Origin of the sequence: Mucilaginibacter ginsenosidivorax, assembly GCF_007971525.1 — a bacterium.
In the GTDB taxonomy this organism is placed as follows: Bacteria; Bacteroidota; Bacteroidia; order Sphingobacteriales; family Sphingobacteriaceae; genus Mucilaginibacter; species Mucilaginibacter ginsenosidivorax.
In genome coordinates this window covers 3,050,107-3,062,954 of the sequence record NZ_CP042437.1, presented here as the reverse complement: position 1 = coordinate 3,062,954, position 12,848 = coordinate 3,050,107, and the positions used below count along the sequence as shown (strand labels likewise).

Below are 12,848 nucleotides of genomic sequence, written 5' to 3'. Positions count from 1 at the left end.
AACCATGATAAAATATAAAATATTGATTATCAAATATTTATAAACTTTTTTTCTGAAATGTGTTAAGTTATGTTAACCCAATTAGATGCATTTGCCCCGAGTTGAATAATGCTTAACTTGATGCCGCTTAACAATGCCGATAAATTAATGGTAAAAGAGGGTTTCGAATTAAAAACCACCCAGCCTGCCGCCGGGCTTGCCGACTTTGTGGAAAGCTTCTGGATGATCCGGAATGATTCGGCTAACGCCAGGGAGATTGTTGTACTGCCCGACGGGCGGTTTGATATTATATTTTCTGTTGCTGCCAACCAGCCTTTTCATGCCACACTGCGGGGGCTTGACACCCAGCCCGATCAGGCCTCAATTCCCGCCCATATGGTGATGTTTGCCGTTAGTTTTAAATTATTGGCTATTGAGTACCTGTTGGATATCAAAATGGCCTCTATATTAAATGAAGGGCGGCTTTTACCGCCTGGGTTTTGGAACGTCACCGCTGATGACCTGGGAGATTTTGAAACCTTCTGTCAAAAGACAACTGCAACGATGCTTGGCCTTGTTAAAACAGGTATTGACAACCGTAAGCAAAAATTGTTTCGCCTGATTTATGCTTCCAATGGGTCGCTAACTGTTCAGCAATTGTCCGATAGCGTGGGTTGGAGCAGCAGGCAAATCAATCGTTATTTTAATGAGCAGTTTGGCATTTCTTTAAAAGCGTATTGCAATATTTTCCGGTTCAGGGCATCCCTGCAGCAGATCAGGGACGGCAAGCTTTTCCCGGAGCAGAATTTTGCCGATCAAACACATTTTATTAAAGAGATTAAAAAGTTTTCGGGCGTGGTGCCGAAAGAATTAGCCAAAAATCAAAACGACCGATTTATACTATTATCGGCTTTGCCTAAGGGGTAGTTTTGCCCACATGAACATTCAACACAAAAACATCGCCATCATTGGCGGCGGCCCGGGCGGCTTAACACTTGCACGGCTGCTGCAGCTAAAAGGAGCAAACGTGAAAGTTTATGAACGAGACGTGAATGCAGCGGTAAGAGTGCAGGGCGGCGCACTTGATCTGCACGCCGAGTCGGGCCTGGCTGCTTTAACTAAAGCAGGCTTGATGGATGAATTTAAAACCCACTACCGCCCTGGAGCCGAACTTGTACGTGTAACGGACAGCCAGCTGGCCGTTTATGCCGATCAGCACGCCGAAATAACTAACGAAAAATTTGGCGACAAAAACTATCGTCCCGAAATTGACAGGGGGCCACTTAGGGAGATTTTATTGAATTCGTTATTGCCCGGCACAGTTGTTTGGGACAGCCATATTGTATCCATTGAACAAATACAAGATACCTGGAGGCTGGTTTTTAAAAACGGTAACACCATCATGGCCGATTTAGTTATCGGTGCCGATGGAGCGAACAGCAAGATAAGGCCATTTGTTACCGGTATTAAACCCTACTGGACGGGTATCACCATGTTGGAAGGCTCGCTCAAAGATGGTGCAAAAACAGCCCCGGTAATTCATCAATTGTTAAAGGGTGGAAAAATATTTGCCTATGGAAACCAAAAAACGCTGATTGTTAGTTCAAAAGGCGACGGAAGTTTTGGTTTTGCCGTCAGCTTTAAATCTGATGAGTTTTGGGCGAAGGAAAGCGGCGTCAACTTTAATGACAACCAGCAGGTACTGGCCTGGTTTAAAAAGGAGTTTGCAGAATGGAACCCGGCTTGGTGGGAACTGTTTGAAAGTGCCGATACGCTGTTTATCCCCCGCCCCCAGTACTGTATGCCACTTGACCAAAAATGGGACGCCAAACCCAACATTACGCTACTGGGCGATGCGGCCCATTGGATGCCGCCCTTTGCAGGCGAAGGCGTTAATATGGCCATGCTGGATGCACTGCAACTGAGCGAAGCCCTTACCGATGCCAAATTCAGCGATACCCGGCAAGCTATCGCCCATTATGAAAAGCAAATGTTCGCCCGGTTCGGCAGGATTGGGCAGGCTACCTTATTCAACACCGAATGGATGCATCAACCCGATGCTTTAAAACAAATGCTGGCGATGTTTGGTAAAAACAAACTCAAGCAAGGGTTATTTATCGGTAATTACCTTGTTAAAGTGATGGTTATGCCTGCAATCCGTAAAGCGATAGGCCTGCCCCCTGTCCAAAAAATACTCCGATGAAGTGCTCCCAGGCTTTAAGCTCTAAATGAAGTAATAAAGCTGAAAACAGCCTTATTACTTCATTTAGCAAGTTTAATTTAAGGTGCGTTATCACCGGGTTATCCAACCTTATTGCCAACCTATCACAATAAACAGGCTGGTACGTTGATGCCGGAACAAATACTATTGTTGGTGGTAAATTGCTGCAAATTCTTTGGCATAATCGTTCAGCTTATGCGGCCCCAACTCCGGGCGGTGTTTATAATAATCTTCATAAAGTATACCATTCAACCGCGCGGCATTCATCTCCGTAAACCCCCTGGCTGTTTGCGGGTTCATGCCGAAACTCACAAGTCTATTTAAAAACGCCTCATCCGGGATGGCTGTCCACTGCAGATCGGGCTTACCCACCGCCTGGCCTAAAACCGCTGCAACCTCATTCGGAGCCACCTCATCGCTGGCAATATAACGAACGGTGCGGCCCTCAAACGGCTTCTCAAACTCCTGGGCTATAACACTTGCAATATCCAGTGGCGAAACCCAGGGCTCTTTGTTATCGCCTCCGTAATTACTTACAATGGTGCCCTGGGCCTTTATGGTGGGTATAAATGCCAGCATGTTATAATAAAAACCAACGGGGCGCATAAACTTAATGCTCACATCATCGTCCAGTTCATTAAAAATCTGCTCTGCTTGATAATGAAACGCCAAAAGACCAACGCCCTTATCGGTATGAGCCCCGATGCTGCTTAAATGAATAACCTTCTTAACGCCTGATTCCTGAATAGCCTTTTGGTAATTTTTGCATATTTGGATAATGGCGGCTGATACATCCAAATCTTTATCAAAAAAAGCGTTTGGTGCAAGAGATTCCATGCAGTATACAGCATCCGCCGTTGCGAAGGTGGCTGTTAAAAAATCAACGTCTTCCATGGATCCTATCGCTGCTTGCGCGCCGATATTTTCAATCTCCGCCTGTCTTTCCGGCCTCGTACTGATGACGGTAACCTGGTGCCCGTTATGTACCAATTTTTCTGTCAATGGTTTGCTAATGTTCCCTAAAGAACCTGTAATGATAATTTTCATAATGTTGTGTATTTAACATTACAAAGTTTGCCATCGCCCCCCGGATAGATTTAACCATATCTGCGTTTGTTGTATCCAAAACTATGCTAACCCATTTTAATATTCGATTTCATTTAAAGGCGCAAGGCAAGGCTATCCAGCGTAAGCGGACTATGCTTGCTGAAATAACTTATGCAATAACGATTGTATATTGAAATGAAGAAGCCCCGGGAGATATTAGTCAATCCGCTAAACACCGATTTTTTTAATTGAAAGAGTGGCGAAATTCCAGCGGCGACAAATTAGTTTTTGTTTTGAATAATTTGCTGAAAGATTGCAGGTGCTCAAAGCCCAGTTCGTAAGCAATTTCGCTGACAGACAGGTTGGTTGTTGATAGCTTCTCCTTAGCGAGTTCAATTAGCTTATCGTGAAGATGTTGCTGTGTGCTTTGGCCCGTAAGCGACTTTAGCAGCCCACTGAGATAGCCGGGCGAAATATTTAAGTTTTCGGCAATATAGGCCACACCGGGTAAACCTTGTTTAGCAAGGCTGCCGCTGTTGAAATAGGCAGAAAGCAGATCTTCCAAACGCGTTAGTATCTCGTGGCTGGCAATCTTGCGGGTAATAAACTGGCGTTGGTAAAAGCGCTCGGCATAGGTAAGTAACAGTTCCAGCTGCGCGATGATCACATTTTGGCTAAACCGGTCGATATTGGCGTGATACTCCTGCTCAATGTTTTGTACAATGCCTGTAAGCATGTTTTCTTCCTTATCAGAAAGGTACAAGGCCTCATATACAGAATAGCTAAAAAATTCGTACTGCCTGATGGTTTTTGCCAGCGTTGTGTTCCATAAAAAATCCGGGTGTATCAGTATCATCCAACCTTCGGGTCTATGCATCGTGTTATTTTCAAGCTCAATACCAAAAACCTGGCCGGGTGCCATAAAAAACAATACGCCTTCGTCAAAATCGCTCGCCTGCTGGCCATACTTGAATTTAGCGTTGTGTACCCTTTTCATCGAAATAGAGTAAAAATCGAAGATGAGGCTGAACGAACCTTTGGTTATGGGCGGAGTAACAGTATCCATCCAAACCAGGCTGATTAGCGGGTGTTCTGGCTTGGGTAGCCCCGCCGCCCGGTGATATTCGGTAATGGTTTTGAACCGTAAAGGCTGATTGCTGCTCATATGTCAATGTACTTATTTTTTGTGATACACCACGGCAAATTCTTTAGCAAAGTCGGCCAGTTTAACTTTACCCATTCTTGGCTGGCTACGGTGAAAATTCTGTAGGGTTTTGCCGCTGTGCATTGCGGCCTGCATTTCTACCAGTGTTTCGGCCAGTTTTTCTGGTAACCCGGCCATCTTCATGCCCTGTAGCATTTGCTTGTCTGTGAGCAATACCCATTTAAGCCAGGGCTTGCCTATAGCCTTGCCAATAATTTGGGCGGCTTCATTACAGGCCATTTCCTCGCTGCCTACGTAGCGGGTAGTTTTCTTTTCGGGATGCAACAGTAACTCCTCCGCCACTGCGTCGGCAATGTCAAGGGGTGATACAAAAACCGTTCGGTCATCCCCGCCGTAATTCCCCATCAGCAGGCCGGTTTTGCCGCTTAGCAAGGCCCACAAACCGGAGTAACGCAAGGTTAGGAGTTTTCCCATGAGCCCTTTGCCCCGGATAAGGTCCATCGATTGATAGAAGTTGGTATAAAAAGAGGCCGGCCGCATAACGGTGATGGAAACACCGGTGAGCACATCAAAAACATCTTCAACATTCTCTGCTTGTACCAAATCAGCCGCCCAGCCGCTCATCACTACCACCCGCTTAACTTGGGCCCGTTGCAGCGCCTGTGTGTAGTTTTGTGCCATACGGCGTAAATAGCTACCCAGGTCTGGTTCGGTAAAACTTAGTGGTATCATGCCGTAAACCGCGTTCGCCCCTGTAAAGGTGCGGGCCAGGAATTCAATATCGGCAATGGAGCCGATAGCCGCTTTTGCGCCTAAAGTTTCAATGTCCTGTTGTTTTTTGGGATTGCTGCTGACGACAGTTACGTGGTGCCCCTGGCCAACGAGTATTTGCGTTAATGGTTTACCTATATTCCCTAATGAACCGGTAACAACAATTTTCATAATTATTTCGGCTTATATATTGTTGTATACACCCTGCTCCAGGTCGGCAAGTAAAGTTGGTTGTGTGGGATGCCAGTTCAGCCATTCCTGTGTAAGTTTGCTTGAAGCCGGGCAGTCAATAGCGGCAAAACCCGCAAACCAGCCGAAGTATTCAACAGCCTCTTCAGGAGATACAGACACAGACGGAATATTGAGTTGCTTTGCGATAGCTTCGGCAATAGCCTTAAATGTAACTCCTTCTTCGGCAGCGGCATGAAACCGGCTGCCTTTGCCTCCGTTTTCTAAAGCCAGCCGGTACAAATGGACGGCATCCAGCCGGTGCACCGCGTTCCAGCGGTTAAGGCCATTACCTACATAAGCGGAAACACCTTTTTGGCGGGCAATGTTAATGAGTATAGGTACAAAACCATGAAGATCGCCATTGCCATGTACGGATGGAGACAAACGGATTATTGAAGTTTTTACACCCAGTGCGGCGGCGGCATCTGCTGCTGCCTCTGAAGCCCGGGGAAACGCGGGATTGGGTTGCTGTATGATATCCTCGGTAGCCAGCCTGCCAGGGCTAACCAGGGCGGTACCCGATGTTACGATAAATGGCTTTTCTGACCCTGCCAGCGCTTCGCCAATGGCCCCTATAGCCAGCCTGTCTACTTCGCATACTTCTTTAAACCTGCTAAAATCGTGTATAAAACCTGCGTGGATTACACCGTCGGCTGCTGTTGCACCGCTCCTCAAACTATCCAGGTCCTCCAGGTCGCCGCGATGCACCGTGGCTCCCGCCGCCAGCAATTTATCTGCAGCAGCCTCCGAACGGGCAAGGCCCAAAACCTGGTGACCGGCACCTAATAATTCCTGTACAATGGCAGAACCGACGAAGCCCGTGGCCCCTGTAACAAATACTTTCATAAGTTAATAATTATTGATACTACAAATGTCGGTTGCAGGAACGCAACGGATTTAGCCGAATCTGCTTTTGATTTAGCCAAAACGATTGGCAGGTTTTGTTGCTTAACATAGCTTGCTTTACACCGTTAAATACTACTACACTTAGGTTTTACCATAAATCTGTAGTTTTATGTAACGCCATTTTTTGACAACCTGGAATCTATTTAAAAATAACAAATAGATAAATGGGGTGACTTGAGTACATAACATGGTAATTAATACGATAGTTATTAATTATCAGAAACTAATTTGACATATTCTATTGTCAGTAATTAATAATAATCTCCAAATAGAATATTGATATAATAAAAAAGACGATAATAAGTACTTCTTTGATTAAAAACGGGGATAGTGTTCTAAATAGCAAGGAGTAAACTGATTAAACCTCGCGTAATCTTCAAAATTGCTGCTCGGATTAACCAATCTGCAACAAATCGTATCAACATTTCTTCAAATCGTATCAATTTAAACTGCGGCGAAACGTTAGTTCGTTTTTTATCATATTTTTATTTCACAATTATAATAATACAATACCGGCTTAAATTAATGAAAAATTAACTGCCTGTATTTAACTAACATTTACCAAATTATGAATGCAAAAAAAAATGCCATTATGGCCATGACGGCTATGGTCAATTATTATTGTCGGCCACCGGCAATCAGTCCCAAAACAATTTGTAGTAACCTAAAATGTTAGGATTTAGTCCTGAATATTTATTCCTGCCTGCAATTAACTCAGTAAATACTTAAACTAAAATCTATGCCCACAAACCTTACTCAACACCACTCTTCCTGGCAAATGCCTCAGATGCTTAAGCAGCATACTGTCCTGGTGAAGGTATAATCCTTTACAAAATCAATTTTTATATCCATTAATCAAATTATCCATTAATTATGCGATACTTATGGCTGTGCTTTGTAGTTTTTTTAGCAATTACTACAAAGGCACTTACTTGCTTAGCTAAAGATAATAGGGGAGAGAGAAGCAAAATCAACTATATTGTGTTTAACAACGACACCACAGTTCGTCGCGATACAACTGTTAAGGACTCGTTGCTAAAGGATAGTACCAACTTTATAAAAAAGCGTACTATTTATAACTTTTTTACCGATAGCGTTACTAAAAAACCTTATGAGTTATCCTTATTTCCTGCAGTTTCATTACAACAACTTTTAAAAGGGAAATTCGCCGGCCTATATGTTCAGGAGCCTTCGGGCGAGCCTGGTTCTGTGCAAAACATGTTTATACGGGGCGCGCCGATGCCTTTGTTATCGCAAAGGGAAGTTTACCAATCACAGCCGCTTGTGGTACTTGATGGTATCCCGATAATAACCGAACACCCGTTTGCTTTTGATATTCAGCAATATGAGTTTAACAGGCCCGGCCCTGCTACTAACATATTTGCCGGTATTGATATGAACAATATTGCTTCTATTGAAGTACTGAAGGATTTGGCGGCTACTGCGGTTTATGGGCCACGGGCTGTAAACGGAGTAATTGTTTTATCCTCAAAAACGCCCGGCGCATCAAGGAGCATCACTTTTGATTCGTATATCGGGTTAGCGCAACGGCCGCAGGTAACAACCATAAATGGTAAGTACGAAAACGCTTTCAGGCAAAGGTTTTACGATCAGTATACTACCAACGGCAGATATTCTGATGATGAAAATTATCCTATTTATTTAAGCGATTCGCTAAATAATGTTTATAGCGGAAAAGCCGACTGGAGCGATCTTTATTATCGTAATGCTTTAGTTTATGGTATCAACTTCGGCATCTCAGGTGGTACAAACCGGGCGAATTTCCGCTTTTCTTTAGGAGATATGAAAAATGAAGGGGTTGCTGATGGAACAGCGCTAAATCGGTATAGCGCCATGTTTAACATCAATATGAAACCCGTAAAGTGGCTTTTGTTTTCAACCATGGTAAATGCTAACAGGTTGGATCGCACCCGTAATAAAAATTTACGAGATAGGTTTGCACAGATCAATTACTTTCCGGATTTGAGCGCCCCCTTGCCGCCCAATAAAGATTATTACGCCAACTATCTTAAAGAGTATCAAAAAGGCTTCGACAATAACAAAACCAACATCATTGATGGGTATGCAAGGATTGGCGTTGAATTTGGAAAATTCAATTTCAGTACCACTTTTGGTGTAGATTATAATGAAGGTTATCGTGATGTGTTTTATGCCCGTACACTTTTGCAGGGTAATAGTTACGCATCAAATTACTTTGGCTTTAACCAAAGATTAATGTTGGATAATAAAGCAACATACTCTTTCAATCTAAACAAAGTACATGATTTTCAGATGGAGGTTGGACAATCAACCCAATGGAATATTTACAAATACAGCAATGCGTATGCATATAAAGGGGTAAACGATTTTATCAAAATAAACCTGCTAAACTCAGACCCCAATGATCCTAATTATTTAACTCCCGTTGCCTTTCCACGTGAATTAACATATCGCTTTTTAGATAAAACCAGGGACAACCTGGTGTCGTTTTATGGCAAAGTAGATTACACACTAAAAGAAAAATACCTGTTATCGGTTACATTACGTGCTGATGGTTCATCAAACGCTCAGCCAACAAGCCGTTGGTTTTATTCGCCTGTAGTTTCTGCAGCATGGAATATTAAAAAAGAGATACTGAAGGATAACACTACAGTCAATGACCTTTTATTGCGTGTTAGCGCAGGTAGGTTAGGGCGATTGAATGCATATGATAATTATGCACAAGGTCCGCAGTATACCGCATCGGTAGGCTATACCGGTAATTTAACTGTACCTGGTTATAATGCATTTGGTGTATTAACCAGGCCATACTCAACCGGGTGGATTGGCTACGGTATCCCATGGTCGTATTCAGATCAGCTTAATCTTGGCGTAGATGCCGGTTTACTTAACAACCGTTTACACTTATCTGTTGACTGGTACAATAAAGACGAAAAGAACCAGCTTATTGGCATACCTGCCTTTGCCGAGTACGGTTATAAGCAATCTATAGAAAGTGGGATGGCTGTAAATAACAGCGGTATAGATGTTTCTATAGCAGCCAATATAATCAATCATAAAAATTTTGGCTGGTCATCATCTTTAAACCTCAACCACAATACCAATAAATTAAAGGCACTACCAAGAGGCTTAAATGAAATTATAATTGGTGATAAGCTTTTAAAGGTTGGCCAGCCGGTTGATCAATACTGGCTTTTAGTGAACGATGGTATTTATACTTCAAATGACCAGGTACCGGTGGTTAACGGACAACCCACTAAGTATAACGGCATCCCACTGCAGGCAGGTGATCCTAAATGGCGCGATTTGAATGGCGATAACGCCATTGACAATAACGACAAAATATTAACAGGCCATTCGTTGCCCAAAATATCGGGTGGTTTTGATAATAATTTCAGATACGGTAACTGGAGCTTAAACCTCAATTTTTATTTTAACCTGGGCCGAAACCTGATTAACCAGGAGATGGCTAACCGGTTTGATTTTATTAACAGGGAAGGTAATAGTGATGTTAACTCTGTTAAAGAAATTACTTATTGGGAAAAACGTGGAGATTACAGCAAGTACCCTTTATATAATCCATGGAGCACAGTAATTCCTTACCGTGTTGATCAGAATTTATTTCTTGAAAATGCTTCATTCCTGAAATTGAGGACGGTGTTAGTTGGGTACGACCTTACCAAAACACTGCGTAGAAAAAGCATAAACGTGACGCGGTTTTATGTGTATGCATCAGTAAATAATGTATTTACCATCACTCCTTACACCGGGCAGGACCCCGAGCTGGTAAATTATAACGGGTATGATACAGGCTACGGACTGCCAATCCCAAGAACCTACACATTAGGAGTGAAAATGGAATTATAGCATGGAAAAACGAATTACAAAAATGAAAAAGATATTATATATCACGCTTCTGTTTTTTGTGGCCTTAACCGGTTGTAATAAAACATTGGATATAAATTCTGTAAGGGTGGTTGCCGAAGTGAACATGTGGAATAAGCTGGAAGATACCCGTGCCGGCCTGCTGGGAATTTACGCGCTTACCCGTGCCGCATTATCTGATAACGACAGCCATTGGCTGTATGGAGATGTTAGGACAGGCGAGTTTATCAGCCCAAACAGGCCCGACCTTAAGGCCATTGCCGGCAATAAACTAAATGCATCCTATCCAACGGTGGACGCTTTATCCGACTGGACCAGGTTTTATGCCATCGTTAACGCCGCCAATATTTTCCTGGAACGGGTTGGCGATGTAAAAGCGGCAGATAAGCGCTATACAGAAAACAATATGATTGTTGATGTTGCCCAGGCCCGCTTCCTCAGAGCCTTTGCTTACTTCTACATGGTTAGGATATGGGGCGATGTGCCGTTTATTATTACCTCGCACGATGGTAAGTTTGAAAACAAACCCCGTGAAAATCAAGGTAAGATATTAGTTTGGGCTCAGCAGGAAATGCTAACAGCCGCCACCGATTTGCCGTTTATTTATAGTGGCGGCGATGTTCAGCAACCAGGTAACTATTACAACGAGGACAGAACCAGGTGGGGAGGTGCTTTAGCAACAAAAAATACGGCTTACGCTGTTTTGGCTCATTTAGCGGCATGGCAAGGCAATTATACCGATGTTGCCACCTATACCAAATTTGTTGAGGATAACTACGGTAAAAGCGGTATAGGTTTCCAGAATACCGAGGACCTGACCAAATCAAACGGATTCTTTTTTAATAAAAACACCAGTCAGATGTTTGGCTTCAATTCCGACTGGGGACATATTGATGGGTCTGGAACCGGCCATATAGAAGAGTTGACCCTGGCCGAGCCTGTTTTAAATAAAAAGGTTCCTGATATATATATGCCTAAGGATACCATTTTAAAAATATTTAATCAGCCAAATGACGAACGCTTTAGTGTTGATACACTTGGGCTGCCACGGTCCGAAAGATATTTTACCAATATAAATGGTAAGTACCCCATTTTTAGTAAGATAAAAGTTATCCAGGGAGGTACCACCGACCCTACTTTCAGGTATTTCACCAGCGCATTAATTTTTACCAGGCTTGAAGATATTGTTTTATTACGCGCCGAGGCATTAGCTGTTTTAGGTGATCAAAACGGTGCTATAGGCGAGTTGATAAACGTAATGACAAGGCGTGGCATAACCACTATCACCATCAATAGCGGAGAGTTGATTGACCTGATTTTTGATGAGCGGCATCGCGAGTTACTGGGTGAAGGGCAGCGATGGTACGATTTGGTAAGGTACAATAAAATCAAGCAAAATAATCCTGCTTTTTTAAACCTGATAAACTCCCAGGGAATTTACTGGCCGGTATCCCGTAAGCTTATTTCACAAAACAACTTATTAACTCAAAATCCATTTTGGAAATAATCAGACCATATATGAAAAACTTTGAAAAATATATGAGTGCCTTAAAGTTATCAGTAGTTATGGCACTATTGCTGTCTGCCTGTAAAAAAGATGGGGGATACCATAGCACGGCAACTAACAGCCCCACGTTTGCCGGCAATACCTATGAATATTTAAAAAGCAAACCTGGTGTTTATGATTCGCTGATAGCTGTGATTGACAGAATGGGTTTAAAACAAACTTTAACCGATAGTAATGTAACCTTGTTTGCCGTTACAAATCCCAGTTTTCAACTGGCAATTAACAACCTGAACACCTTAAGAAGACAAGGGGATAAAGACCCGCTTTTTCTTTCGAACATTGATGGTGTACAGCTGGATACCATGGCTTCATACTACATTATGAGAGGAAGGCGCACTACCGATTCGTTAACCTTACAGGATGGGCTTGATTTGACCAGCGTTCGTTTTGGGTATCCGATGCATGGTAAAGTTACCCGGGCATCCTCATCGGGTTTGGTTGATGGTGGTCCGCAGGTGATTGAATTCAGCAATACCAAAAAAAGCAAATTTATCCGCTTTTGGTCAACAACCACAACAGGATCTAATAACATCATTACCAAAAATGGGGTAGTACATGTGGTAAGCGCCGACCATATTTTCGGGTTTGACGAGTTTGTTCCCCGTCTCACATTTATCCCGCCGCCACCAAACTTAATATCATTAATTGGAGGTAAACTATCTGTGTTAAGAGATAATGATGGCGGACCTGATAATGGCGAAGGATCTAAAAAAGTTATTGACGGAGATGATCACACCAAATTCCTGGCAGAGCTACAAGGCAGGTTATGGATCAGGTTTGAGCTGAATACGCCGGCAGTATCGGGTGTATACACACTTACTTCGGCAAACGATGCGCCCGAAAGAGACCCAAGGGCCTGGACTTACGAGGGTTCAAATGACGGGCAAACCTGGGTTGAACTGGATAGGCGCAGCAATTTCTTTTTTGAAGAACGGTACCAGACAAAAGTTTTCAGCTGCCCGAACACAGTAGCTTATAAATTTTACCGCATTGACATTACAGAACTCAGGGACGGCGGGCTTTTCCAGTTAGCTGAATGGTCAATAAATAAAGCTAAATAAGTAATGAAAATTCAA

At 43.1% G+C, this 12,848-nt stretch carries 9 protein-coding genes; 5 read left to right on the top strand and 4 right to left on the bottom strand.

From position 1 onward, the window contains the following. Positions 1 to 120 precede the first annotated feature (120 nt). Positions 121 to 906, top strand: a complete 786-nt coding sequence (locus tag FSB76_RS12720) for a helix-turn-helix domain-containing protein (protein WP_225976497.1) — start codon at positions 121 to 123, stop codon at positions 904 to 906. A 10-nt stretch (positions 907 to 916) separates the two neighbouring features. Beyond that, the gene (locus FSB76_RS12715; protein ID WP_147053936.1) at positions 917 to 2,182 is read left to right on the top strand and encodes an FAD-dependent oxidoreductase; all 1,266 of its coding nucleotides are present in this window, start codon (positions 917 to 919) and stop codon (positions 2,180 to 2,182) included. Positions 2,183 to 2,344: 162 nt separating this feature from the next. On the opposite strand, the gene FSB76_RS12710 is transcribed toward FSB76_RS12715, so the two are convergent. From FSB76_RS12710 to FSB76_RS12695, 4 genes are all read right to left on the bottom strand, one after another. Continuing rightward, positions 2,345 to 3,247, bottom strand: a complete 903-nt coding sequence (locus FSB76_RS12710) for an NmrA family NAD(P)-binding protein (protein WP_147053935.1) — start codon at positions 3,245 to 3,247, stop codon at positions 2,345 to 2,347. Between the two features lie 244 nt (positions 3,248 to 3,491). Then, complete coding sequence (locus tag FSB76_RS12705) at positions 3,492 to 4,412, bottom strand: helix-turn-helix domain-containing protein (RefSeq protein ID WP_147053934.1); 921 nt, start codon at positions 4,410 to 4,412, stop codon at positions 3,492 to 3,494. A gap of 12 nt (positions 4,413 to 4,424) precedes the next feature. Further along, the gene (locus FSB76_RS12700) at positions 4,425 to 5,354 is read right to left on the bottom strand and encodes an NAD(P)H-binding protein (RefSeq protein ID WP_147053933.1); all 930 of its coding nucleotides are present in this window, start codon (positions 5,352 to 5,354) and stop codon (positions 4,425 to 4,427) included. A gap of 12 nt (positions 5,355 to 5,366) precedes the next feature. Continuing rightward, the gene (locus FSB76_RS12695) at positions 5,367 to 6,260 is read right to left on the bottom strand and encodes an SDR family oxidoreductase (RefSeq protein WP_147053932.1); all 894 of its coding nucleotides are present in this window, start codon (positions 6,258 to 6,260) and stop codon (positions 5,367 to 5,369) included. A gap of 1,041 nt (positions 6,261 to 7,301) precedes the next feature. On the opposite strand from FSB76_RS12695, the gene FSB76_RS12690 reads away from it, so the two are divergent. Genes FSB76_RS12690 through FSB76_RS12680 form a run of 3 tightly spaced genes read left to right on the top strand, consistent with a single transcriptional unit; the run spans position 7,302 to position 12,833 of the window. Continuing rightward, positions 7,302 to 10,187 carry a SusC/RagA family TonB-linked outer membrane protein gene (locus FSB76_RS12690; protein WP_225976496.1) on the top strand — a complete coding sequence of 962 codons (2,886 nt, stop codon included), beginning with the start codon at positions 7,302 to 7,304 and terminating at the stop codon, positions 10,185 to 10,187. A gap of 22 nt (positions 10,188 to 10,209) precedes the next feature. Then, positions 10,210 to 11,712, top strand: coding sequence for a RagB/SusD family nutrient uptake outer membrane protein (locus FSB76_RS12685; RefSeq protein WP_225976495.1), 1,503 nt, complete (start codon positions 10,210 to 10,212; stop codon positions 11,710 to 11,712). An 11-nt stretch (positions 11,713 to 11,723) separates the two neighbouring features. Then, entirely contained in the window at positions 11,724 to 12,833 is a 1,110-nt protein-coding gene (locus FSB76_RS12680) for a fasciclin domain-containing protein (RefSeq protein ID WP_147053930.1), read from the top strand. Positions 12,834 to 12,848 lie beyond the last annotated feature (15 nt).

What these genes read in the sequence shown, in the direction of transcription:
- FSB76_RS12685 (WP_225976495.1), top strand. Translation starts at nt 10,210, where the DNA reads ATGAAAAAGATATTATATATCACGCTTCTGTTTTTTGTGGCCTTAACC.
- FSB76_RS12720 (WP_225976497.1), top strand. Translation starts at nt 121, where the DNA reads ATGCCGCTTAACAATGCCGATAAATTAATGGTAAAAGAGGGTTTCGAA.
- FSB76_RS12700 (WP_147053933.1), bottom strand. Translation starts at nt 5,354, where the DNA reads ATGAAAATTGTTGTTACCGGTTCATTAGGGAATATAGGTAAACCATTA.
- FSB76_RS12710 (WP_147053935.1), bottom strand. Translation starts at nt 3,247, where the DNA reads ATGAAAATTATCATTACAGGTTCTTTAGGGAACATTAGCAAACCATTG.
- FSB76_RS12715 (WP_147053936.1), top strand. Translation starts at nt 917, where the DNA reads ATGAACATTCAACACAAAAACATCGCCATCATTGGCGGCGGCCCGGGC.
- FSB76_RS12705 (WP_147053934.1), bottom strand. Translation starts at nt 4,412, where the DNA reads ATGAGCAGCAATCAGCCTTTACGGTTCAAAACCATTACCGAATATCAC.
- FSB76_RS12695 (WP_147053932.1), bottom strand. Translation starts at nt 6,260, where the DNA reads ATGAAAGTATTTGTTACAGGGGCCACGGGCTTCGTCGGTTCTGCCATT.
- FSB76_RS12680 (WP_147053930.1), top strand. Translation starts at nt 11,724, where the DNA reads ATGAAAAACTTTGAAAAATATATGAGTGCCTTAAAGTTATCAGTAGTT.